Consider the following 23,124-nt stretch of genomic DNA (forward strand, 5'->3'; position numbering starts at 1 on the left):
AGGGATGCTGTAGCTAAACACAAGAACCCCCACTGTGGCGAGCCCCATTAGTTTGCGAGCTATTCGACCGAACCAGCCTCCACGAAGGTGCCAGGCCTTCAGCTTCGGCGGCCGTTGGTCCCGGCGAAAGGGAGGCTGCTTCCAAGCATTAGGAGTACGTTGTTCAAGGCGGCGCCGGCAGCACCTTTGCCGAGGTTGTCAAATGCGGCCGATAGCACCAAGCACGAACTATCGACGCTCGGATGAACCGAAACGAAAACACCATCTTCGTCGTTCGTTCCCGTGCAGCGGGCATCTAAGTGGCGCGTATCCGTGTCCACGTCGACGTGGACACGCGTCAGCCTGTAGGCGCCTTGCAGCCGCTCTACGACCTCTTCAAGGCGCAGCCCCAGGGCTGTCAGGTGCAGCGGCACCTGCACCAAGGTTCCTCGGGCATACCCTGCCACGGCTGGCATGAAAACTGGCGTGCTCTTGAGCTGCGCGAACCGCACGATTTCCGGGACGTGCCGGTGGTTGAGGTCGAGCCCGTACAGTCGGTACCCGAACGGGTCCGCCGCGAAGGCTTCAATCATCTTCTTGCCACCAGACGTATACCCGCCCACGGCGGTGACGCTGACGGGGTAATCGGCGTCTGCCAGCTCCTTGGCGAACGGTCGAAGCAGCAAAATCGCCCCCGTCGCGTAGCAGCCCGGGTTGGCCACACGGTCGGCATGTCGGATGGCGCCAGGCTGGTCCTTGGAGAGCTCTGGCAGGCCGTATACCCAGCCCTCGGCGGTTCGGTGAGCTGGACTGGCGTCAAGGATGCGCAGCCCCTTCGGGGCGGAAGCGACTGCGGCGCGCGCGGCTGCTTCGGGCAGGCACAACACCGCTACCGACGCCCGCTCGAGGACTGCCTGTCTCTCGTCGGCCGGCGTTTTGCTGCCAAGGGGAGTGACCTCGATGTCATCCCGGCCGGCGAGGCGTGCCATAAGCGTGAGCCCTACGGTCCCGGATGCGCCGTCTACAGCGACGAGCGGCTTAGCCATGTTTGAGGCCCAGCAGAACGAGGTCAGCCAGGTGCCCGAGCGCCGATTCTCGGTTGTCGCCTGCGTAAAGCGGCCAAGGCTCGCCGGCGGGCTCCGCCAGGAAGGGAATGACCATGTTGTATCGCGTCACAACGTCGTTGGCGAACACAAGTGGCAGCCCATGCTGCTGCGCCATCACAGCAGCACGCTGCACCTGCACCTCCGGAGCCTGCCCCGCGGTCGTCTTGAACCCAACTGCCAACACGTCCGGGCGCAGCTCTTTGACGAGGCCCAAGACCTTTGAGGTTGGCCGCAATTTCATCACGAGCCCGCCCTCCGGGACCTTTCTGGTTTGGAGGCGCTCGGCGTACTTGCCAGACTTCACGTCACCAATCTGGCCGTTCATGTCGCAGAGCGCAACGTTGAACACGATTGCCTGTGTCTCCGGTAGCGCGAGGACCCGGCGGAGCTCTGCCTCGACGTCGTCGTTGGTATCCATCGAACTGTCAGGGTCCGCCATGCCCGTGAGGTGGAGCTCGCAGGAGGCGCCTTTGCCTCTAAGGAGTTCGGCAAGCTTCCTGGCCGTTCCGCCCTTCGCCGGCGCACATAGCGCCATGTGGCTGCGGACATGCATGATGGTTCCGCCGCCGAAGATGTGGATAGTCATGTATGGTGTTAGGGGAAGCGGCAGGGTGTTAAAAAAGGGTCCCTTTGGAAAGAACCCACGCGTAGGCCACGGCTTAGCCATTATAGCATTGATGTTTTAGGCTCGCACCGTTTTAGAGTCGACCTAAACAAGAACGACGCCCGAGCCATCGCTTCGCTTGCTGACTACTCGCCGGAGCAGGAGCGCCCTAGCCGCTTGACGAGCGGCCCGAGGGTCGTCGCCTGGACCAGCAGGCTGAAGACCACGACGATGTAGGTCACGCCTATGATGAGGTCGCGGCCTTCGAACACCGGCAGAGAGAGGGCCAACGCAATCGAAATGCCGCCCCGCAGACCACCCCAGGTCATCACCTTGGCTGCGTGAGGGCTCATGGCGTGAAAGCCCCTCAGCGCCGACAAAGGTGCAGCAACGCTGAGGAATCGCGCCGTGAGAACGACCGGGATGGCGGCGAGGCCCAGGTAGACCACATTTGCCTTGAGCGACACCGCAATCATCTGGAGCCCGATGAGCCCGAAAAGCAACAGGTTCAGCAGCTCATCCAACAGGGACCAGAAGTTGAACAGATGCTCACGCGTCTTTGCAGTCATGCTTTTTGTTGCACCGTGACTGCCAAGCACGAGCCCCATGATGACCACAGCCAGGGGCGCGGAAACATGCAGGAGCTCGGCAAGGCTGTAGCCGGCCGTGGCAACAGCGAGGGTGATGAGGATTTCGACCGGGTAGCTCTCCACGCGGGAGACCATCAAGGAGGCTCCGTATCCCACAGCCACTCCTAGGAGCAGGGCACCGATGACCTCGCGTGCGAGCGTCACTGCAACCTCACCCAACGAGAAATGTGTTGTGCCGGCCGCGAGGCCGAGCAGCGTTACGAACGTCACGACAGCTGTGCCGTCGTTGAAGAGAGCCTCGCCCGCGATTTTTGACTCCAGTGCCGGCGGCGCACCAGCGCTCTTCAACACGCTCAACACAGCAATCGGGTCAGTCGGAGAGATGAGGGCACCGAACACGAGGCACCACAACAAGCTGATGGGGCTACCGAACAGGCTTGCGACCAAGTAAAGGCCGAACCCGACTACGGCCGTGGAGATGACGACTCCGACCGTCGCCAGTAGAAAGACGGGAGCCCTGTGGGCACGCAGGCGCGAGACGTCGACGTGAAGCGCCCCTGCAAACAAAAGCAAGGAGAGCAAGCCGTGGAAGACTACCTCTGAGAAGTCAATCTGGGTCACCAGCTTCTGAGCCTGAGCCACCATCTCAGGGTGGCCCGTCCCAAGAATGGACAGGCCAAGGCAAAGCATCAATCCAACTGCCGTGATGCCCAGAGTGTCGGGCAGCTTCAGGTATCGATGGTTGATGACACCGAAGACGGAGATGACGGTGAAGAGGAGTCCTGCTCCTTGGAAGGCGGTCATGGAAATGGCGCTTGGTCAGAAGGAAGTTTCCACGACCTATAGGGACGAAGCTTTGTGCAACGAGCGTGCGCTGTACGATAAAAAAATCCCGCACAAGGCGGGACGATGAATGAGATTGAAGGGGCGGAGTGCGTCAGCCCGGGACCTTTTTGATGAAGCCAGCTACGTCGAGACGGCTGCGGTCTAACCGGAGCGTCGCGGGAGCTAGAAGCTCGTGCACCAGGCTTAGGGCCATGTCTTCGATTCCGAGGTGGACCGACAAGCTCTCCTGCGAGCAGTTTAGGTAGCTCTCGGCGTGCCAATGGAGCGTCCGGAACGTTTCGCGCATCGTGGCCCGAATTCCGTCGTCGCGCCAAGCGCTGTCATGGGAGCACACGTGGGCCCAGTCCAGCTCGTCATAGCGTGCGATTGGGCGCTTCGTCAGCGCGGCGAAAACCGACATGTAGTTGGCCGGGGCGTGGCATGCGAGGTGCAGGTAGCCACCAACTGTCGGAAGCTCCTTGTCCGTCTGGTAGTTGTTGAAATCCATGCGAATGCTGACTGCATAGGCCTGGTCGGTCCCTTTCGGCAGCAGGTGGTACACGTTTGCGACGATGACGTCGGCGTAGCTGTGGATATCGGGCATATGGCCTTTTGCTGGTTGAGGAACTTTCTCGTGTAGCAACGGGCGCCGGCAACGCCACGCCAAATTGGCAAAAACTTCCAGGGCGTTACCAATTCGAGCGCCGCCACACCGACCGGTTCCGGGGTTTCTTAGGCGGCCCCGGCCACGGGAGCCTTCAGTGGAGTAAAAGCAGCGCACGGGTGTGCGCTGCTTGAGAAAGCTAACAGGAGACCGCCGCGCCAGTCAGGTGACAAACGCGACGCGGCGGCTCATTCCAGGTCAGGTCCAGGGTATCGTGGCTGTCCTTCAGCCAGGCGACATCGAAGAGCCGCATGAGCTTCGGGTTGGATTTCAGATTCAGCGACGAAAATGCCTGCACCCCGTAGTCGCCGAGCGAAGGCTCGTCAAACTGCGAGCATCCCCGCCCTACGACGCCGTGGACGTTCGCGGGGTCGAAAAGGACGGTGGAACCCCTCGAAAGCGGAATCCGGATGCCTGATTCGGGGAACACCAGGTCCCAGGGGTCGGTGTGCTCGAGCCACTGTATACAGAAAAACTCATTCCCGTAGGCCTGCGAGTCCTCGTGGAAAGTGGAGCCTTCGCACGCATTGAGCGTGCCGGCATCGACAAAGTCGGCCTTGCGGATTCCAAACGTGGCGAGCCACGCACGCATGCTTTCCGCAGAGCCCTCGGGCACGATGGTGTCGACGAGCAGCACATCGCCAGGATTCCAGACAGGTCCGTTGACGCGCTCCTCGAGGACCTTGTTGAGCGCCGTCATATCGAGCGGCACGTCGCCGAGGTGGGTCTGGAAGACCTTCTTGCTCACAGCGCGGGCGCGCTTGCCGTGCTTGACGCCACGAGGGCGAGAGATGAAGTTCATGACGGGTTGATTTTAAGTTGGCCTTGCTCGTGTAGGGAGCGGTCGGGGACCGAGGATTTCGCGCCCCGGGCTGCTTCGGAAAGGTGTTCGTCGCGCTTCTCGCGGGAAATGGAGAGCGCCTTTGCCTTGGCCGCGGCGCCCGAACCGCACAGGCCGATGTCCCGCTTCCAGTTGGTTCTGCGCACGACCTCGTCGAGCATGCCCAGGTGCCGCTTGGAGGTCGAGATGAGCCCCAGGCCGGCGTAGTAGAAATAGGAGGCGGTCCCCGCAAGGTCCAGGCGCCTGGACTGCTCAACCTTGTGCTCGGCTTCCCAGGTAAGAAACTCCTCAGCCGCTTCCTCGTCAACGTCAAAGAGTTCCGCCTCGTGGGCGCGCAGGACTTGGCGCCCGTTTTTGAGCGTCGTGTTAGGGGTGCCATCCTGGTGCACCATCTCTCGTACAACGTCCCGCAGCCCTAGAAAGTCCAGGTTCTCGCCGGCTCCCCAGTCCGTGCCCACCCATAGAAAGCGCTCCTTCGGTACGCCGCGGGGCGGGAAGGCGACCAGATTCTCAGGGGGATGGTACCGGCGTCCACGCACATGCACGTCGAGCCAAATCTCCACCGCTGTAAATGGCCGCTCAAACTGGCCCTGCAGGCCCCAACTCGCGTCGATTGCCACCACTGCAGAGGGAGATACCAGCTGGAACCGCGGACTTGAGCCGACGCGGCGCGCTGCCACCCGCTCTTCGGCATCGGCCGTGAGGCAGTAGCGTAGGAGCTCCGCAAGCATGGCCGGCGAGTAGGTGTCCGGCTTGACGACAAGGAACCCGTTCCCATCGGACTGGCGCTGCAGCCAACTTCTGCGGTCGAAGTCGTACTGCGTGTCGACGATGAACCGCTGAATCCGATTCAAGCCACGCAGCCAGGCGTAGCCCGGGTCCGATTCAATCATCGCTTCCAGCGACTTGTCGCGCCCAACGGCCGCGCACAGGGAGCACCCGAACCTCGCTCCGCAGGCGCGTGACTTCTTGACCCCTTCTGTTGCCATGTCGGCCACTACAGCGCACGATGAACCCCCGCCAGCGGCGTAGACCTCGAAGACGTCTCGCGCGTTGGTGAACGCTTCAAGAGCGCCCCTGCGTATATGGCCCAAGGCCTCCCAGACGTCATCAGTAGTCCAGAACGCGATTGGACTGAGGAACAACTGGCCATTCTTCGACCAGGGGCGCGTCGCTGACTCGCCTCGTTCCTCCATCCGGGCAGCTCTGCCCGTCGACTCCTCAAAGCGGGTGCCGAGCAGTGTGACCGCCGCGGCAGCGTGCTTCTTGAATCGGGCGAGCAACTTCTTTCGAAGGCGGGCCATCGGGAGCACCTTGTAGCCGACCGTGCAGTCGCGGGATGCCGCATTGGCGAAGGTGGGCAGCTTGCGCCCGGAGAGGACGGAGACGGCCCAGGAGTCGTTGAGCGACGGTCGTGCGACCTCCGCGACCACGGTGATACCGTGCGCAAGGCCAAATTGCCTGGCCTTTTCCATTTCTCGCATTGCCAGCGCAGAAATTGTTGGGTTCTCAATGCCGGTATCCCCGTGCGTAATCAGGATTGGTGGCACATCGCCGCCGGACCGCTTTAGGGCGAGGGCTGCGTTTAGGGCCAGCGCCAAGACCAGCGATGAATCCTTTCCGCTCGAAAAGGCGACCAACACCGCACGGCCTTCCTCCAGCAATCCACGAATCACGAACTCAACGTCTTTGGCCATCAGCTCGACCTGGGATACCTCTCCCTCACGCATGCGGTGCTCGCTCTCAAAAAGTAATGTTTTAGAGGGGTGATTCGCCTTGCCCCTTCTATAAGCTATCAGTTTAAAACGAATATGACTACGATGCATCAGGGGCCCTAAATTTGCACCTGCGGCTGTCGTCAGAAGTTCACGCCTGGCGCGAAGGGCGCCCGAGTTTGGGCACACGTCAGCCGCACGGCGAAGGGTTCGCTAGACGGCGAAGGTAAGAGAACAACTCAGAAAGGTACTCATGTCCGAAACCAACACGCTAGCTGCCGCGAAGGCCCACACCAAGAAGTACGTCTCAATCCTGCGCTCGCGCCTCCTGGGCGCCGGCAAGGTCGACCCCTCCTGGTACCTTGCCGTTGACGCGCTCGAGTGCTCGATTGAGGTCCATGCGGACCAGATTCGAAAAGGCACCGGCGGCCCGTACATCATCCACCCGGTGGAAGCGACGATGTACGTCATGACGCTGCCGGACCTCATCAAGCCCATCGAGACCATCGCGGTGACATTGCTGCATGACGCCATGGAGGACGGGAACCTTCGCTACAACGAATTCGTGAGTCGATTCGGCTCCGAAGTCGCTGATGGCGTCGAAGCCATCAGCAAGGTAGTTGACGGGGTCAAGAAGACGCCGGCGGAGTATAAAGCCGGCCTGGCGAGGTCCCGAACGGCCAGCATCGCGAAGCCGGCAGACCGCGGAAATAACCAGAACACGATGGGCGAGGCCTGGCCGCCTGAGAAGCAGCTCAGTTATGTGCAGGAAGCGGAGGAAGAGATTCTTCCCATGATTAAGATTGCTCGGCGCCGCTTCTGCCAGCAAGAGCTGGCGTACGAGAATGCGAAGCTTCTGTTGCGGACGCAGATTTCGATGGTTCGCGCGATGCACAAGCAATACGCCGCCTAAGCTCGGCTGATTTTGATGCCCTGCGACCTTCTGGTTGCAGGGCATTTTCGTCCGGGGCAGTCAAAGAAAAGGACCCGCCTCGTTGAGGGGGTCCTTTCGCAATCAAGGCCTATAGGCTGTCAGATTCTGTCGAAGTTCGGTGCCAAATCTCGCCGGATGCCAAACTTCGCAGCTGCGGCGACGTGTTCCGCTGCGGCTTCGATGGCGATGGACGTGCGCTGCGTCATTGCCGCTTTCTCCTTCTCAAGGTGTTCCTTGACAAAGCGGGCACGCGCCGCGGCATGGCGTTCACGCTGCTCGGCTGAGGGTTCGTAGAGAACCAGGTCGCCGATGGGCTGCTTCTTGTTGGTGAGGCTTCGCGTTGCCAATAGCATGCGCAGCTCGGCGAGCTCCGACGGCCTGTGGGCGAGGTCCAGGTTCGAAACCAGCTCGTCGAGCGTATTGCCCGTTGCGCAGCAGCGGCGGTGGCCGTGGCTATCGGTTGGGATGGTCTCCACGTCAATGTACGCCGCGTAGTCGCACGACGCCGAGTCGTACATGTGGCAGCTGAACTCGACGGGATGGCCGCCACGGGCCTCGCTGTGAGCCTGGAACATGTAGTGCACTTCCTGGGCGATGTTGAAGACGCGTACCCGGAAAGCGTCCGAAACCGAAATCTTGTTCACCGGGGGATGTTTCTGGAGCTTCATCGTTGCTTTGTGTGAGTAGTTGACCTACCTCCGTGTAGCCACAGCGCGCGCCCGCCTGCCGGGCACAGAACGCGCGCATGCCTAGACGTAGTCCCGTAGCTCTTCCTGTCCGCCGTGCCTTCATCGTACGCGCCCCTGTCGGCGCCAAATCTGTGCGTTCGCCTGCTTGCCGCAGCAATCCTCGCTGCCTCCGGGCTATCCGCGCAAGCCCAGCCCGAGCCTCCCGAGCGCTTCAAGGTCGAGTGCGAGCGGCGGCTGGGGCTCGGCGCGGTCATCGTGGATTCGCTGCCCAGCGAGGTCGTCTACGAATTTGGCATGGGCGCTCAGGAGCTCACGCGAAAGGCGCCTCTGGGCGGCGCGGCTCACATCACGTTAGGGCTCACCCAAGCCAACTTTCAGTTGTCGTCGAGCTGGGAAGGACAAACCTTGGTCGACCGAGCAACCGGACTGGCTTGCGCCAGACCAAAGGTGAAGGTGCAGGTTCAGGTGGGGCCCCAACGTGTGACGGTGGCCAAGGAGTTCCCGAAGGGCACCTGCGCATTCTGGGAGATTGCGGAACACGAGCTTCGCCATGTAAAGGCGAACCAGGCTCACGCGGAGAGGGTAGCTGACGAGCTCAAGGCCGCGCTGAGCCGCTCCTTCGGAAACCGCGTTTTCTACGGAACGCCGGGCGAGCTGCGGGTCGCGTTCACCGAGAACCTCAAAAGCCAGTGGCTGCCGTGGGGCAAGAGCCGGTTCGATGGGGTAAAAGCTGCGCACCGGCAAATCGACTCACCCGCGGAGTACGCACGCAACAACACGATGTGCGATGGAGAGGTGCCCCGGGCGCTCGGGGCTCCGTTCGCGCGCCGGCAGTCGTGACGAAAGCCCTACGGTTTCCGCAACTGGCCGGCGGCGCGGCAGCCGCTAGAGAAGTGCGAACCCTATCGCGGTGTTTATCGCAGTTCTGACGGCCTTCAAGCCGGCGTTGAGCGCGTCCTCAATGATGAGCTGGGTCAGCCCTTCGACTGCGAGAAGGACTGTCTCAAATGAGTTCTTTTGAAACTGAACCAGCTCTTTCGCTCGTTGCTCCGAGATTTTTCCCTCGATGCGAAGCTTGGCGATGGTCGCAAGCCGCTGCGCCAGCACTTTTGACTCGGCCTCGAAGTACTCTCGCACTGCAGGCCACTTTGCCCCTACCGCGCCTTTGAAGCCGCTGACGATGTCAGCTCCAAGCTGGTCGACGTCAATGCCGCTCATTTCGTAGCTCCTTACTTCGCAGGTGTTTTGGCGGGCGTTGGGGGCGCGACCGCCTTCGATTCATCTGGATTCTCTGTGCGACGCTTCGCGAGTTCGAAGGTCAAGATTGCCGTGAACTGAGAGTTGAACCCGTCCCGGACGAGCGGAATTTCAGCTTTCGAAATGCCGTCCTGGTGCATCTTCTGGAAAAGGTCGTAGTTAGTCTGCAATGTGTCGAGCTGCCGGACTGTCAGGCTGTTCCGGGACGTGGCGTCTGCGCGCACGCGCAAGGAACTGACAGCCACCTTGGTCTCGCCGTAGAACGCTTCGTTGCCCTTGTACGGCAGCGCTTTGTCCCCCGGTCCGGACGTCAGCTTGACCAGGTACGTCTCGGTGCTCTTTTGCAGTGCGGTGACGCCGTCATCGATTTGCTTGTCGTAGGTCCCTACCAGGCGGATGTCTGCACAGCCAGCGAGGACCGACAGCACCAAAGCGATGAACCAGATGCGTGTTGCCTGTGCGTACGCGAGAGGAGAGGATGTTCGCATTGTTTTGCCCCGATTTCTGTGCCGAGCTGACAATACACGCCGCTTTCGCGACGTCAATCCACATTTGTGAGGAGGGACGTTGGCGAAGGCGCCGAGGTACACCTGCCCTCGGGGCGTGCCGCCGGGCTTGTCTTCAAGTTAGCCGCCGGCGCTAAGCCGCCCATTTGGGGTCCTGGGCGGGGCCGTCGCAAAACGCGGAAGGTCAACTCAACAGAATAGGACGCTCTCATGCCCGATATCAAACGTTCCCCCATCGACGCCACCACGACGGGCTTCCAGGCCCTCCCTCGCGGCACAAAACTCGTGAAGGGAGCTGACGGGGTTGGAGTGCAGCTTCCGCTTCCCGCAGAATCGGCTCGCCTCAGCGCTTTGTCACTTGCCAGAACCCTGGCAAGGTTGGGCGTGCCCGTCGCTGACCCGGAAGTTGACAAGCGCGTGAAGGATATCTCGCGGTTCGTGTCGAGCTTTGGCGCGGGCGTAGTTCGGTACGCTCTCCTTGGCTCCTCAATGAGCCGGTTCGTCTCCTCATCCCCGAATTTCGAGGGAATTCCTCGATTCGGCGGCGAAGGAACCGCGACCGGTCGGATTTCCTCCCACCGCGCTCGACAAGCCAGCAACTACCCGCAATCAGCCGAAGGTGCGCGCTACTACAAGCGCTGAAAGCCCACACGTCATTCCAGGGCCTCCTGCGTACGCACGGAGGCCCTTTCTTTCGAGGAAATGGAACGGGAGGCGAACAACACCGCCGCCCCGGGGCGTCAGAGCTTGGCCAAATGAAGCGCTAAAGGAGCCTTGCTATAGGCGCCCATGAAAGCCCCAACCACCTTTGCCGCCAGCCGGGCCTCGAGCTTCGACGTCTTCTACCGATACGAAGATGTCCGCTATGCGCCATCGCTCGACGAGTTCGATAACCCAATCGGGGAAGGTCGAGTGGACATCCTCTGTCGAGAGTTCCTGGTGACCAAGCAAACTGCGAGGGGCGTCTGGCTAGATGTTCACGGCGCGCCGAAGTTCGTTCGGCTGTCTGCCAACAAGCGGTACGCCTGCCCGACCAAGGAAGAGGCCGCGGCATCCCTCATTGCTCGCAAGCGGGCGCAGGTCCGCATCTACGAAGGCCGCGCCATGCGGCACGGAAAGCGCTCGACCTGGCCGAGATGCTGCTTGCGACGCCGGACCCGGCTGCTGACTAGCTCGACTGCGGGCCGCGGCGGATTCTTACCCCTGGCTGCGCGCGAGGGCGCATCTTCAAGGGCCGCCGCGTTGGTCGTTGCATGCGGGCGCGCCGCCGCACCGGGCCTGTGCGGCCAGGCCCCGATTGCTAGACCAAGCAGGCAAACTCTGAAAACCGAGACATGTACACATCTATTTCGTTCACCGGCCTCAAAAGGTCCCCGCTGTTCGGCTACGCGGCCCAGCTTCCATTTTTTGCTGGACGCAAGAAGCTTGACTTCAAGCCGGGCCTGAACATTCTTTTCGGCCCCAACGGTTGCGGCAAGACCACAGTCCTGCGCATCCTCAGCGACACGATGTGCGCCACACAAGGTGGGGTATCCGCCATCACAGAGGAGTCGCTGCGCTCGACCATCGAGGCACCGTTCCAAAAGGCGGCCGTGGACGGCATCGGGCTCAAGGTGACACACGACGGGCAGCCCGCGGTGTTCGTCGACAGCCGGAAGCAAATTGGCGTCAGTGGGGGCTCCTTCGATGACGACTTTCTGAGGGAGGGCATCATGTCGAAGCTTTCGGAACGCGAGGCCAGCCACGGCCAGGTGTCGGTCCAGCGCATCAATAGGGCCCTCGCTATCCTGGCGGGGAAAGCCAAGATGCCGACGGATATCGTCCGAAAGGTGGGCGCCGGCAACCTGAACAGTGTCTGGAAGCCCAAGCTGGAATTGATTGAGCGGAGAATGGCCGCGTCCATCGAGCCCGGGCAACCGAGCATTCTGCTCGACGAACCGGAGAGCAACTTCTCGATTGAGTGGCAATCACAGCTGTGGCATGCGTTTGCCCAGGAGCGCTCTACGGCGAGCTTTCAAATCATCGTGGCCACGCATTCGGTTTTTGCGCTGGGCATTTCCGGCGCGAACTACGTTGAATTCACGCTTGGCGCGCTAGCTAAAGCTAAGGACGCACTACTTGCAAAGGCGCGCGGCTTGAGCGCCGAGCCCACTGCTTAACATTCAAACGAACGCCGGCCGAGCCGGCGTTTTCTTCGTTTGCGAGTGATGCGTGGCGGCGCAGCCAGTGGTGTTGCGGGCGTGTTGGGCGCCCTAAAGCGTGGGGCAGGGAGGTGGTTGGTTTCAGGGGCTTGGTTGTTGTAGAGAAGCTAAAAGCTATTGCTAAATTCTAAAACCCTGCTACAATTCGCATCATGGAACTTCAATATCTCCTCTGCGCAGTCGTCGTTACCGGACTTTTCGTGTTCCTGTTCCCGAATACCTTTGGAAACGGCAACGAAGAGTTCGACAAGAGCATCGGCTACTGACCGCCCCGGGGAAGGTTCCCCCTCGACGGCCCCGCCTTTGCGGGGCTTTTTGTCGTCTGGCGCGTGGTTGGTGCGACTGCGTCGGGTCGCCGCTAGCTATACAACGTATGAGCAGCTGTTGCTCATCGGGTCGACGGACTCGTTAACCATCCGCCGGGCTTCGACCACTTCGAGCCCGAGGGGCTCGGATGACGCGGCAAGGCGGACATTCTCGAGAATGGAAAACATGCAGGAACTTGCAAAGGTGTTGGGGTCGATGAACTTCTTCCTTCAGCTCGCGCTGTTGGCAGGCGTCATCTACGCATCGCGCGATGCCATGGAACGCTTGCTCGCTCTGCGTGCCCAAGGGTTCGTGAAGACGGCGCCCGCGGTCGCGCTCATCGCTGGATGGGCATTCGGCGGCTATATGCTGGCCGGCCCGCTCTGCGCATTCGGGGCAGGCCTGGTCACTGCCTTGGGCATCGGGGTGTACGGCAGCGTCAAGCGCGAGCTGAAAGCTCGGGCCGCTCAGCAGCAGTGGCGACCCGCCCAGGACGCGGACATTCACGACAGGTAGCGCTGTCTGATTCGGGGCCCTCATCATGAGGGCCTTTTTTCGGCCCTTGCCCTCCCGCCTCGAGCTAAACCGTCCTGTCTAGACTGTGCAGGACAATCATCAATGGAGATTTGACATGGGCGGAAACGCACTAAATGGCATCCGGCATACGCGGCGCTTCAGCGCCGCTGAGTACCACCCCCTTGTTTCCGACGTGTTGGGCCGGGTGCAAACCATCGTGGGCCCCAACCGGCGCGCTGCAGTCATCCCGGCGTACCGGGCCAAGGAGTCGTTCGGGGACATGGATGTCCTCGTAGAAGTGACGGACGGCTCTGCGTTCGACTTTCGGCATTCCCTTGCCCGCGCATTCGGCATCGACTACCTGGTCAGTGACGGCTCGCCGGTAAACCAGCTTGATGCGCCGGTCGAAGCTGAAGTCGCGGTTCGCACCGTTGCTCAGCTTGCGGCATCGGGCAAGACGTACAGCTTTGCCTTCAACGAGCTTCAGGTCGACATTCTGCCAACGTCGCCGCTGGCGTTTGACACCTCGCTTTCCTACTACGGGTACAACGACTGCGGGAACCTCCTGGGACGGGTCGTGCACTCCTTCGGGATGAAGCTCGGGCACCTGGGCTTGCTCTACCCCTTCAAAAGCGGAACCCACGAATTCACAGAACTGCTGGTGGAACGCGACTGGAGGACCATCCTTCCCGCGTTCGGATGGCAGTACGAAACCTGGGCGGCTGGCTTCGACACGCTCGAGGACATCTTTCGCTTCGTCGCGAGCACTCCGTTCTTCAACCCTGACATCTTTCAGCTGCACAACCGAAACGCTAAGAGCCGGGTGCGCGACAGAAAGCGAACCAGCTACAAGGGTTTCCTTGCCTGGCTCGAAGAGCAGCCCGCTGGGAGCTTGCCCGCCTATCCGTATGACGCTGCGAAGGACAAGTACCTTCCGATGTTGATGGAGCGGCTGGAGGGGTGCGGCTTTCGCGAGCGCTACGCCGCAACCGCGGCCGAGTTCCGGAACTGGAATGAAGCGCGAGCGCGGTTTTGTGGCGAAGTGGTGCGCGATTGGTCGGGGCTGGACGGGCGAGACCTGGCCGGCTTGATGACCGATGTGCGCACTGCGATGGGGAGCAACCCTGCCGAAGTCCAGGCGTACGTGCTGTCGCACAGCGACGCGCAATTGAAGGAGTTGGTCACCCAATGGTCTCGCCAGCGCTTGAACGCCGCAGTTTGATTCACACCACGAGTGCAGCCCAGCCTGTTGCGCGCGCTCACCCTTCAACGCCGACCATGAACCTGGTCGGCGTTTCCTTTTTCCGAGTTCGGCCCGTAGGCGGACCTGTCCGACGTCGCACACAACTTGCTCGCGCCCCGGAGGGTCCGCGCAGCTCTTGTGGTTCTCACCATGTGTGCGCTTCGTGGTGTCGCCGTTCTCGGGGCAACGCCGTTCTACCATGCCCCCTGGGCGCGATTTCTCGGGCTCATTGCCGGACAGCACTGGGCGTACTGGCCGTCGTCTACGGTTCAGTGTGGCTGCTCTTGCGTGGGCGCGCGTCGGGAGCTTGGCCTTTCCTGGCGGCCGCCCGGTAACCGGCCGGTACCGTAATCATGTTCAGGCCTGTGGTTGCTACGACCTACTAGGAGCTCTGGCTGCTATAGCACTCTCCCCGGCCACTCAGCAGTCACTGCGAGGCGATTGCACGGTTATCCCGAATAGACGCGCGCGGGCGGACGTCAGGTAAGGAATCGCTCGGCGTGGAGCGGTGACGGAACCAGGCAGACCGCGGAGCGGCCAAAGATTCGGTAACGGTTGCGGGCGACAAAGCGGTAGACTGCATCCCGAACCGGTGCAGGCACCAGCCACGCCGCCCACGCGAGCCGCCATGCCCCGCCGACTACGTGAAGCACGCGCAGGATGGCCGCCGTATGCTGCCAAGTCTGCGTCCCGTCCACAAGCAGAAGTGTTTCCAGTCCACTGACCTTCAGCCCGGCTGTCGCCAGCAGGCGCCGCCCGGTCTCGCCTTGTATCGAAGCGAACTGGAACACGGCGTCCTTGTCGTGCTTCAGGAGGAACTGGACCCAACCATTGCACAGGAGGCACTGTGCGTCGAAGACGACAATCACGTCGCCTCCTGGGTGGGAAGCACGAGGTAGCCTCGATACGCGACAACCAGGCCCGCGCCCGGCACAGTGGCGCGCACATGAAAGTTCAGCCTGTTCGCCGTCCCCGTTTCTTCCGCGGTGACGCGCGGCATGAGCCACGTGGGGCAGCGAATGCCTGCAAACCACAGTTGCCGCAGGCGCATGACGAGCTTGCCCTCCACAGCTTCCAGTTGGAACGCCATGCGCGCAGTGCCCAGCTGCTCGACGATGCCTGGCGTGTCGAGTCGCAACGTTGAGCTCATCGCTGAGGCGGGAAACCTCCGCGTCCAGTGCTCGGTTGTCGGCGAGGCGTCCAGGCTGAATACCAGCGACCCGTGATTCTGACGACGCGGTGTACCGAGCATTCGGGCAAGCAGCTTGCCGGCCAGCGTGCTGGGTGCCTCGGTCTCAACGGCGCCGCGCAGCTCGTGGCAGCCCGCGAGCGTATGGAAGAGCCGCACCTCCGGGTCGAGCGTGGTGAAGCTCGGCCCCATCGCGCGTTCATACATAGAGGGTGTTCCTGTCAAGGCGCGGACCCCTGTCGAGCGCCTTGCTCGAAAATCGGTGCGGATGCTGCGGGTGGACGTTTCAGGTGCATGCCGAAGTCTAGCCATCCGGGCTACGGCTAGCAGGGGCGCGATGCCTGCGACAATTCAGCCCTTGACCGGGACAGAGCGTGGCGAAACCGATTCAGCTATCCAACGGCCGAACCTGGCCAACACAGCGGGCAGCCCTAGACCATTTCAAGGCGATGCTGGCGCGCTATTCGGACGACGAACGCGTCGACAACCGGATGGACCATCTCGACTTGGTTGCGCTCCTAGACCGCTTCGACCTTTCGGTTACCGACGACGCTCCGAAGACCGGCGCCGGCGCGCGCTACTTCATGCGCAGGCTCAACGTCGGAGATGGCTACAGCTCTTCAGGCTTCTGGCTCGCCCGCATCGACGCCGAGCCGACTGACTTCAGCTACATCGCTGCCCTCAAGGGAACGCCACGCTCGGACGCGAAGGAGTTCTACGACACCTGCATGGCCACGGTGCGGCCTGTGCTGACCGAAGCAAAGCTTGAGTTTTTCGCTGCCCACGCAGGCTTGGACGGACAGGTGCCCTGCGAGGTGACGGATGAGATGCTCACGCCAGAGCAAGCATTGATTGACCATGCATGGCCAACGTTCGGCCAAATCGTCGGTGCATTCAGAGTCCATCAGGGATGGGCGACCGAGATTCCGGCAACGGCAATCCGCGCGCCTCACGGGGACGAGCGCCAAAGCTCGTTCTCCGACCACGTTGTTGCGCAGGCGTTCTGCGATTTTCATCGCAGCGTCGCGACGCTCCGAGTGATTTCCGCACGGGGTGGTCCGGCGATGGAGGCTGAGAAGCGCAGAACAGTTGTCAAGCGCCCCGTCCCGCTCCCGCCGCGACCGTAGGGTAACCGAGCCGCCGCCTCCTTGAGCAAGCGCCAAACTATGAGCCGTGAAAAAATCGCGCAGAGTTTTCCACCGAACCCGTGCATCACTCTGTGGATAACCGGTGTACTTCGCGCCGAACCCGCATCAGCGCTTGGTTTGAACAGAGTGCCTCCAAATCGAGCGGTCGACGTTCTGGACAACAGCGTGCACTTGACAAGGCTCGAAGTACTGCGCCCAGAAAAAGCTGACGGCGCCCGAAGGCGCCGTTCTTGTTCGGGGCTACGCCCCTGGCGTCATGCCCACCACGCCTTGCGCTGTACGCCGATACGGTACTTGCCAGCGCCGAACACGGCGATGACAACAGCGGTCAGGAAGAAGAAGGCCTGCAGCTCGAGCGACCAGCCGCCCGACTTGCCGAGCGCGAAGAGGTGACTCGTGTGGGCCAGTAGTACGGCGACGACCATGTTGACGGCAATCACAATCGCCGCGGGGCGGGTGAACAGACCCAGGAGCAAAAGCGCGGGAGCGAGCACTTCACCGACGAGGACGAGGTTGGCGAACGCCGCCGGCAGTCCAGCTGCCGACAGCATGCGCTCAATTCCGGCGGTGCCGTTGAGAATCTTTGCGGCACCGTGGAAGAGCATGAGGCCGCCCAGGGTTGCGCGAAGAAGAAGTTTTCCGATGTGGTCTGAGGTCATGGGTAGTCCTTGGGACGTTTGCGGCGGGCGCCGAGATGCGTGGGCCTGGCTCGGGCGAGCAAGTCCTCCTTGTTGCATAGGCACAGGTTTTGTATGCGCGGGTCCGCCGTCCGCCTGCAGCACAGTGCACGAGCGCAACCCGGCCTGAAGCCCAGTGATGAGCAGCACGCTCGCGTATAAACCCGTGAGAGCGGTTGTGTGCAGCGCCGTGAGCGCAGGCGTGCGCACACAACTGTGATGGGGTGGGTACAGGCATCAAAGAGAAAGCGGCCTGCGGGGCTCGGGAAGGCCTCGCTGCGCCCGGTAACGCGATTTCTTAACCCCCTGTTTCCGGGCCCGTTTAATCGATGACTAACAGGCAAAGAAACAGGGGTAGGCGAGGTTCTTCGGGGTACAAGAGCCCCTCATTTCGGCCGAGGCCTCCGTAAGCTACTGATTTCATGGGTGAAATCGTCGCTAGGCGTGAGTCCCTGGGGCGTACCAGACCTTGCTCGGTTTCGGCCTTGCGGCCGGCTAGCCTCTTCGCCTCGATGTCGCCGGACTCGCTTCGCTCCTCCGACGCCATTCGGCTCGAGCCAGCACCTTCGCAGGTCTGGTACGCCCCATCGATTTATTCTCCGAGGTCCCGAAGCTCTTCCCGTTCGTACCCCGTCCCACGGCGGCTCAGGATGGACTTTTCTGCGCCCTGTAGGGGCGCGCGGATGGACGGCGGGAGGGTAGGCGGGGGGGCGGCAGGGAGAGGGGAAGCCCCTAGGCGCCGGATGTACTCACGCCTGCCTGCGCAGGTAGACCCAACTCTCGTTTCGCAGGAGGGAGCGGCCTGCCTGCTATCAACGATGAGGCTGCGTCCGGCGTAGAAAGGCTTGGGTCTTCCGGGGCGGCTTAAGCCCCGGGGCGCCGGTAAGGCGCGGCCTTCACCCGCACAGGCGGAGGTTGGTCTCACGCGGGAGCGCGGCGTTTATGTAGCCCTGCGGGCGCCGGAAGGCGTCGCCTTCTTTGCTCACAGGCATACCTTGCTGACAAAGGCTGCTGGCTTTGCTGAGGGGCTACGCGGCTTGCTGAGCTGGTGGTTTACCGGCGCAGGAAGGGTGCATGGACTGCTTCTGCGCAGGTAAGGTTTGTGAGTCATTCCGGCGCAGGTAGGCTTGAACTGCTGGGGCGCCGGATGAAGTCACGGACTGTTTGCGGCGCAGGAAGGCCTGGGGTTTACCGGCGCAGGAAGGGTGCATGGAGTCCTCCGGCGCAGGTGAGGTTTGAGAGTACTGCCGGCGCAGGAAGGGTTTGGTGTGGGGCTCGAACGTAGCCTTGCGCCGCGCAAGCGCGGCGTGAAGTCCCTGGGGCGCAGGCAGAGTCTGGGGCGCCACGCAGGCGTGGCGGTGAGGCCTTAGGGCGCAGGGGCGGAGCGTGCGGGGGACTCGAAAAGCCTGGGCATGCTCCGCAGGTCTGGTACATCCCTCGGTACTGACGGCCGAGGTCCGGAAGCTCATCGCGTCCGTACCCGTCCCACGGCGGCTCAGGATGGACCTTCCTGCTTTCTGCTCCTTGGGGCTTCGCCCTCTGTGCGTTCTGAGCACTCTGCGCATATACGTCTGCGGGCTATTGGGGCGGCGGGTCTTGGCCTGCTATGTGTGCTCCCTTTATGGAATCAAGGAGAGGTGGAGGTCTGGCTATGGTGCGCAACGTAGGTTCGGAGTAGCGGATGAGGGGGTAGGAAGGACTGGGGCTTCCGCTGGACTTAAGCGCTGCGGATGCATGTCGGCATATACAGCTCCCCCACACCGGTGAGCTTCGCTTCCACTTGCCTGCGGCGCGATGAACTCCCTCGCGGGCAGGACTGCCGGCTCCGTTTTTGAAGGCAAGGAGGGGCTGCGCGAAGGCTTGGTCATGCTCCTGGCGGGGCTGGTGCTGCTTGTGAGGAAGGGCGGGGAGGCGGTCGGTCCGACGTTGGATTTGACGCGCGGGGGGAGTTCGAGTTGCCACCGGGAACCGCGGGGCGGCAGGCCTGCGGGGTGGCGCGGGGTGGCGCGGCGTGGCGCGGCGTGGCGCGGCGTAGCGCGACTAGGGGAGAACAAGTTCTCTAAAGCGTAAAAGGGTGACGGTTCTTTTCGGCCCCGACCAGGGGCTTGGCTGGAACGCCTGCATGCTGGCGGGGGCACTGGGTGCTGGTAGCAAGGAGGGCCTGCCGGCGCACATACTTCATCCTGCGCAGATAGGGTTTAGGGTTTACGGATGGACCGCCATCTGTTATAATGCAAGAGCCGTAGGCCGTCTTTCAAGAAGTCTAAACAGATAGCCGCCAAGCCCACCGGGGCCTCACCTGACCACTTCTCGAGTCCGGGTACGCGGTCCCCGCGCGTGAGGGGTTTGGTCTCCTTCGCATGCCCTGGCCGACACCCGCCGGGCGCCTCGACTCCCCAGAACTTCCAGCCTCGCGGCAGCCGCATCTGGCCACCCCGACGGTGTCTTCTTCCTCCTTCGGCCCGGCTCGACTCCTGGGCCTGGGGCCTTGCGCTTTCCCGCCAGCGACCCTCGGCGTCATGGAGCCGTGAGGCATAAACACGCGCGCTAGACAGTCTTCGGGTTGGCCGCCACCTGGCCTGGCCACTCGTCCGGTGCAGCGCGCCTGGCGCTGCAAGCCCATCCTTCGAGGACCTGCTGAACCATGACCGCCAATCCGCCTTCCGCTCCCGACAACGCCTGGCCGACGGCCGACCCTGCCGACGCGGACTTCGCTGCGATGCTTGCTGAGTGCCATGCACTGGACCGGGACGAGCCGGATTTCGAGGCTCGGCGCGACGCTCTGACCGAACGCGTTTTCCGCCTGCTGCTTGCCCGAATGGCTGTGCACCGCGAGCTATTTCCCACGCTTTGGGCGCAGGGCTCGCCGCATTCCCGCCACATGGAATGCCTCATCTGCGCCAGCCCGCTGGAGTCGATGCCTGATGACAAGCTGGTCTTCTGGAGCATCTTCGACGGCCGGTTCGAGTGCACCATCGACGACCAGAAGCGGCCGCGCGCCTTCAAGACCGTGAGCATTCCCGAGGCCTACCTGGGCGTCGACGGCGTGCAGGTCATGCGCGCTGACGCTGCCACCTTCAACAGCGGCGCCGCGGCTTGAGCCTCCCGACTGGCCGGAGCTGGACGAGCGTCTGCAGGCCTCGAACTGGTTCCTTGCCACCTGTGAGGCCGGCCAGGCCCTGAGCGGCGAGCAGTCCCTCCGAGCAGCAAAACATCTTCTTCCTTGGACCCTGAGCATGACCTCGCCCACCCACATTCTCGACGACGCCACCGCCGACGCAGGCGAGGCCTCCTCGAACTCTCGCGCTGCGGCAGCCCCGGGGCTCGAGGCTCTGCGGGCATACGCCTTCGCCGGCTTCTTCCTGCCTGAAATCAAGGCGGAGCACGAGCGCCTGAACGAGCAGGCCGCGGCCGTCATCGCACGGCGAACCGTGCTGCGGGACCGGGTTTGGGAGTTGTTGAAAGCCCGGGTCGCGCTCCACCGCGAGCTGTTCCCGACCCTTTGGGCTCAGGATTTCCCGGTGACTGAGCACCTGGCGTACGAGTACTACGAGTGCCCGCCGGACGACTGGTCGAACGACGCGCTGGACCACTGGAGCGTGCGCGCCGGCCGGTTCGAGGCCACGATTGCCGACAAGGACGTGGACGCCAAGTTCAAGCTCCTGAGCATCCCGGAGGTCTACATGGGACCCGACGGCGAGCGTGCGATGCGCGACGACGCCGCGCTTGTGAATGCGCATCTGGATGCCTGACCCAACTGGTCTGCCGCAGAGTCCGCTGGTTTAAGACGGCGCTGCTACACGCCGCGCGAACTCAAAAAGGACCACGATGATTGACGCACGCACAATCGAAGAGCGAATCGCCGAGCTGGCCCACCAGGCGGGGCTGCGCTATGTCGACGCAACTATGCCAGGGGCGCGGGTGGTTCAGATGCCGGGCTTCCTCGTCCGTTTCGGCGGACTGGACGCCCCTGAGTGTGACGGCTTCAAACAGGCTCGATTCGTACGCCTGGTGGCTACGCAGTTCCGCAGGCCCTTCCGCCTGCGACGCGACCGCACCCTCGACTACCCAGCGTACGGCGCCTGCTTTGAGCCGCTGAGCGACAAGAAAATCCTGGCCGAGGTCAAGCGGTGGGCGCTCGCGACTTCCTGGAAAGACAGGCACATCCGCCGGCTCCCGCTGCCCCAGTCCGTCCGGAAAAGCTTGCTCGCAGAGCTCGAGCTGGCACTCCAGGCTTAGCCGTCCGAGCAACAACTCGGCATCTGGCCAAGCGCACCCGCGCGGCGCCGGTCAGGCGCCGAACTCCCTCCGCCCACATTCCCGAGCGCGCGGCCGGCCGCCCACCAGAGCGCCCGCCGCACCTGCAACGCCTTGCCTTCCCGCTCTCCCGTCCTTCACCTGGCCATTGGGCAGGCAGTCGGCTCTTGCGCTAGGGCCTAAAGCGTTTCTGGGCGCGCCGGCTTTCTACACCTGCTCAGGACCTCACTCAACTGGACAGGACATATGAAGCACGTCGACTACAGCAAATACCCGGTGGCCGAAGCCCGCAAGCCCCGCGCGCACTTCACCGAAAAACTCATCCGCGCGTGCAAGCGGCTGGTCGAAAGTTCGGAGCGAGTGATGTCGTTTACCCCGCTTCTCCCCTCCCTTCCGGACCACGCGTACATCCGGATTTCCCGCCTCTGGGTCGTCGGCTCGTATGCCCGTGGCGCCACGACCTGCGGTGACCTGGACCTGGTCGCCGAGTGCAAGACCCTCGACGGGATGCAACCTTTCCCCGCTGTCATCAAGAAGAACTTCTTTGGTCCCGTGCCCAGCGTCAGCCTGTATTGCGGCACGCCGCAGGACAATACGTCGGGCGTCGCGTTCGCGGATGCCGTGCTTGTTTGGGAGCAAGGCCTGGACTGGCAGGCCGCCATCAAGGCAATCCCGAAAGTCGCCAACGCCGGTCGATTCTGGCGCGAAACCGATGAGATTCCCGTGCGCTTGCAGCAAACGACCCTGGACTGGGCGATTTTGAAAGGACTGCTGGAGCTGGAGCGCGATGGCAAGCTCACCTGGAAGTTCGTCCCGCTCACGCGCGTGGAGTCGGTGTTTCGACCCATCGGAGGACGAGAAGGAGGCTGCCGAGATGCTCTGCGAACAGAGCGAAGCCAAGCGTCAGCTGGCCCCGGCCGTTCTCGGTCTCGCTCGCCAGCTGCGGCGAGAAAAGGGAGTCGACGAGGCCCCCTGTCAGCGTTGCTTCGATGACCGCCACCTCTGTTTCGGCGGCGTGGAAGTTCATGTCGAGCGAGCCAATTTCGACCACCGAACGCTGGACAGCATCCGCAAAACCTGCATCGTCTTCGCACCAAAACTCAGCACCCGCGGGCCCAACGGCTTCTGGGTCATCGAGCGCGGGCCGGAGCATCCGCTGACCAAGCAGTTCGCTGAAGCGAGCGCTTGGATTCAAGAAGTTGGAGGCGGCCGGTCCGTTGAGACCCTCTTCTGCTACGACGCTTTCGAGGCGTCAGGCCCGACATTGTTCGCAACGCAAGAGGCTGGACTGACGGAGGTCGCTGGATGGATACAAGACGACCCCGAGGCAGGGTATCGGCTGAGGGAGCTTCGTGGCTCGCAGGTCTTGGAAGCAATCGCCGGCCACGACCTGGTTGAGTGCTGGGATAGCAGTGGCGCGTTTCCCCTCACCCAACGGGGTAAGGAGTACGTCCGTGCGTGCGAGGATGAGGCCTTGACCCTGGCGCAGTTCTCCGACTACGCGCACGGCAAGACGACCGAAGCAGCCTGAGCCGGCCGCGGCGCCGGCAGGGTTGGCCGTCCGCTGAGGGGCGTTCCCTTCACCCCACCCGGCGCCGACTCCCACCGCCCTTCGACCCTGTCGGCAGTTGCTGGCGGGGTTTTCTCGTGTGGGCCGTGTCACTTCCTTCCCGCTCAGGGCTGTCACAGTCTCATCTGGCCACTTCCGGCGGCGCGCCAAGGATACGTTTTAGCTGCCCGTTGCTAATGCTGAACCGGTTCCCCGAGCCGCTCTTCCGGCATCGTGCCCGGCTTCCGCCAGCAGCTTCGGGCTCCTTGCCTCGGAGGAGGCTTGCGAATGCTGCAGTAGGGCCGGCAGAATGCTCACACTGAGATTG

24 protein-coding genes are annotated in these 23,124 nt (G+C 62.6%); 12 read left to right on the forward strand and 12 right to left on the reverse strand.

From position 1 onward, the window contains the following. Window positions 1-98: 98 nt before the first annotated feature. The 6 genes from argC to E5P2_RS28810 all read right to left on the reverse strand — a co-directional run bounded on the left by argC (window position 99) and on the right by E5P2_RS28810 (window position 6,306). Window positions 99-1,025, reverse strand: a complete 927-nt coding sequence (gene argC / locus E5P2_RS28785) for an N-acetyl-gamma-glutamyl-phosphate reductase (RefSeq protein WP_068677299.1) — start codon at window positions 1,023-1,025, stop codon at window positions 99-101. Next, window positions 1,018-1,671: a phosphopantothenoylcysteine decarboxylase gene (locus E5P2_RS28790; RefSeq protein ID WP_068677301.1), complete on the reverse strand. Its 654-nt coding sequence runs from the start codon at window positions 1,669-1,671 to the stop codon at window positions 1,018-1,020. The genes argC and E5P2_RS28790 overlap by 8 nt, the downstream gene beginning before the upstream one ends. A gap of 164 nt (window positions 1,672-1,835) precedes the next feature. Continuing rightward, window positions 1,836-3,083 (reverse strand): cation:proton antiporter, encoded by a 1,248-nt coding sequence (locus E5P2_RS28795; protein ID WP_068677303.1) that lies wholly within the window; start codon window positions 3,081-3,083, stop codon window positions 1,836-1,838. A 133-nt stretch (window positions 3,084-3,216) separates the two neighbouring features. Further along, window positions 3,217-3,708: a hypothetical protein gene (locus E5P2_RS28800; protein ID WP_068677305.1), complete on the reverse strand. Its 492-nt coding sequence runs from the start codon at window positions 3,706-3,708 to the stop codon at window positions 3,217-3,219. A gap of 199 nt (window positions 3,709-3,907) precedes the next feature. Next, window positions 3,908-4,570: a hypothetical protein gene (locus E5P2_RS28805; protein WP_068677307.1), complete on the reverse strand. Its 663-nt coding sequence runs from the start codon at window positions 4,568-4,570 to the stop codon at window positions 3,908-3,910. Continuing rightward, window positions 4,567-6,306, reverse strand: a complete 1,740-nt coding sequence (locus E5P2_RS28810; protein WP_162570770.1) for a phosphoadenosine phosphosulfate reductase domain-containing protein — start codon at window positions 6,304-6,306, stop codon at window positions 4,567-4,569. The genes E5P2_RS28805 and E5P2_RS28810 overlap by 4 nt, the downstream gene beginning before the upstream one ends. Before the next feature lie 271 nt (window positions 6,307-6,577). Here E5P2_RS28810 and E5P2_RS28815 point away from each other — a divergent pair, with 271 nt between their 5' ends. After that, window positions 6,578-7,237, forward strand: a complete 660-nt coding sequence (locus tag E5P2_RS28815; protein ID WP_162570771.1) for an HD domain-containing protein — start codon at window positions 6,578-6,580, stop codon at window positions 7,235-7,237. Window positions 7,238-7,356: 119 nt separating this feature from the next. Here the strand turns inward: E5P2_RS28815 and E5P2_RS28820 are convergent, their stop codons facing one another. Next, the gene (locus E5P2_RS28820; RefSeq protein WP_162570772.1) at window positions 7,357-7,926 is read right to left on the reverse strand and encodes a hypothetical protein; all 570 of its coding nucleotides are present in this window, start codon (window positions 7,924-7,926) and stop codon (window positions 7,357-7,359) included. Window positions 7,927-8,040: 114 nt separating this feature from the next. Between E5P2_RS28820 and E5P2_RS28825 the strand changes: the two genes are divergently transcribed. Next, a complete protein-coding gene (locus E5P2_RS28825; RefSeq protein ID WP_162570773.1) occupies window positions 8,041-8,787 on the forward strand; it encodes a hypothetical protein in 747 nt (248 codons plus the stop codon). Between the two features lie 45 nt (window positions 8,788-8,832). Here the strand turns inward: E5P2_RS28825 and E5P2_RS28830 are convergent, their stop codons facing one another. After that, complete coding sequence (locus E5P2_RS28830) at window positions 8,833-9,165, reverse strand: hypothetical protein (RefSeq protein ID WP_068677317.1); 333 nt, start codon at window positions 9,163-9,165, stop codon at window positions 8,833-8,835. A gap of 11 nt (window positions 9,166-9,176) precedes the next feature. Continuing rightward, complete coding sequence (locus E5P2_RS28835; RefSeq protein WP_162570774.1) at window positions 9,177-9,692, reverse strand: hypothetical protein; 516 nt, start codon at window positions 9,690-9,692, stop codon at window positions 9,177-9,179. A gap of 228 nt (window positions 9,693-9,920) precedes the next feature. Here E5P2_RS28835 and E5P2_RS28840 point away from each other — a divergent pair, with 228 nt between their 5' ends. The 4 genes from E5P2_RS28840 to E5P2_RS28855 all read left to right on the forward strand — a co-directional run bounded on the left by E5P2_RS28840 (window position 9,921) and on the right by E5P2_RS28855 (window position 13,955). Further along, complete coding sequence (locus tag E5P2_RS28840; RefSeq protein WP_162570775.1) at window positions 9,921-10,352, forward strand: hypothetical protein; 432 nt, start codon at window positions 9,921-9,923, stop codon at window positions 10,350-10,352. Between the two features lie 692 nt (window positions 10,353-11,044). Continuing rightward, window positions 11,045-11,869, forward strand: coding sequence for an AAA family ATPase (locus tag E5P2_RS28845; RefSeq protein WP_162570776.1), 825 nt, complete (start codon window positions 11,045-11,047; stop codon window positions 11,867-11,869). Between the two features lie 525 nt (window positions 11,870-12,394). Further along, window positions 12,395-12,733 carry a hypothetical protein gene (locus E5P2_RS28850; protein ID WP_068677323.1) on the forward strand — a complete coding sequence of 113 codons (339 nt, stop codon included), beginning with the start codon at window positions 12,395-12,397 and terminating at the stop codon, window positions 12,731-12,733. 115 nt (window positions 12,734-12,848) lie between these two features. Continuing rightward, window positions 12,849-13,955, forward strand: coding sequence for a hypothetical protein (locus tag E5P2_RS28855; protein WP_162570777.1), 1,107 nt, complete (start codon window positions 12,849-12,851; stop codon window positions 13,953-13,955). A 500-nt stretch (window positions 13,956-14,455) separates the two neighbouring features. Here the strand turns inward: E5P2_RS28855 and E5P2_RS28860 are convergent, their stop codons facing one another. After that, a complete protein-coding gene (locus E5P2_RS28860; protein WP_068677328.1) occupies window positions 14,456-14,845 on the reverse strand; it encodes a thiol-disulfide oxidoreductase DCC family protein in 390 nt (129 codons plus the stop codon). After that, window positions 14,842-15,372, reverse strand: a complete 531-nt coding sequence (locus E5P2_RS28865) for a DUF4166 domain-containing protein (protein WP_068677329.1) — start codon at window positions 15,370-15,372, stop codon at window positions 14,842-14,844. Before E5P2_RS28865 ends, E5P2_RS28860 begins: the two co-directional genes overlap by 4 nt. Window positions 15,373-15,539: 167 nt before the next feature. Here E5P2_RS28865 and E5P2_RS28870 point away from each other — a divergent pair, with 167 nt between their 5' ends. Then, window positions 15,540-16,292, forward strand: a complete 753-nt coding sequence (locus E5P2_RS28870; protein WP_068677331.1) for a DUF3223 domain-containing protein — start codon at window positions 15,540-15,542, stop codon at window positions 16,290-16,292. A 275-nt stretch (window positions 16,293-16,567) separates the two neighbouring features. On the opposite strand, the gene E5P2_RS28875 is transcribed toward E5P2_RS28870, so the two are convergent. Then, the gene (locus tag E5P2_RS28875; RefSeq protein ID WP_068677333.1) at window positions 16,568-16,972 is read right to left on the reverse strand and encodes a DoxX family protein; all 405 of its coding nucleotides are present in this window, start codon (window positions 16,970-16,972) and stop codon (window positions 16,568-16,570) included. Window positions 16,973-19,634: 2,662 nt separating this feature from the next. Here E5P2_RS28875 and E5P2_RS28880 point away from each other — a divergent pair. The 5 genes from E5P2_RS28880 (at window position 19,635) to E5P2_RS28900 (ending at window position 22,778) form a co-directional block, all read left to right on the forward strand. Further along, a complete protein-coding gene (locus E5P2_RS28880) occupies window positions 19,635-20,090 on the forward strand; it encodes a hypothetical protein (RefSeq protein WP_068677340.1) in 456 nt (151 codons plus the stop codon). Window positions 20,091-20,226: 136 nt separating this feature from the next. Continuing rightward, complete coding sequence (locus E5P2_RS28885; RefSeq protein WP_068677341.1) at window positions 20,227-20,742, forward strand: hypothetical protein; 516 nt, start codon at window positions 20,227-20,229, stop codon at window positions 20,740-20,742. A 76-nt stretch (window positions 20,743-20,818) separates the two neighbouring features. Continuing rightward, window positions 20,819-21,229 (forward strand): hypothetical protein, encoded by a 411-nt coding sequence (locus E5P2_RS28890; RefSeq protein ID WP_068677343.1) that lies wholly within the window; start codon window positions 20,819-20,821, stop codon window positions 21,227-21,229. Window positions 21,230-21,493: 264 nt separating this feature from the next. Continuing rightward, window positions 21,494-22,240 (forward strand): hypothetical protein, encoded by a 747-nt coding sequence (locus E5P2_RS28895; RefSeq protein ID WP_162570778.1) that lies wholly within the window; start codon window positions 21,494-21,496, stop codon window positions 22,238-22,240. Between the two features lie 22 nt (window positions 22,241-22,262). Further along, entirely contained in the window at window positions 22,263-22,778 is a 516-nt protein-coding gene (locus E5P2_RS28900; protein ID WP_162570779.1) for a hypothetical protein, read from the forward strand. The last annotated feature ends 346 nt before the right edge of the window (window positions 22,779-23,124 follow it).

Source organism: Variovorax sp. SRS16 (assembly GCF_901827165.1).
GTDB lineage: Bacteria > Pseudomonadota > Gammaproteobacteria > Burkholderiales > Burkholderiaceae_C > Variovorax.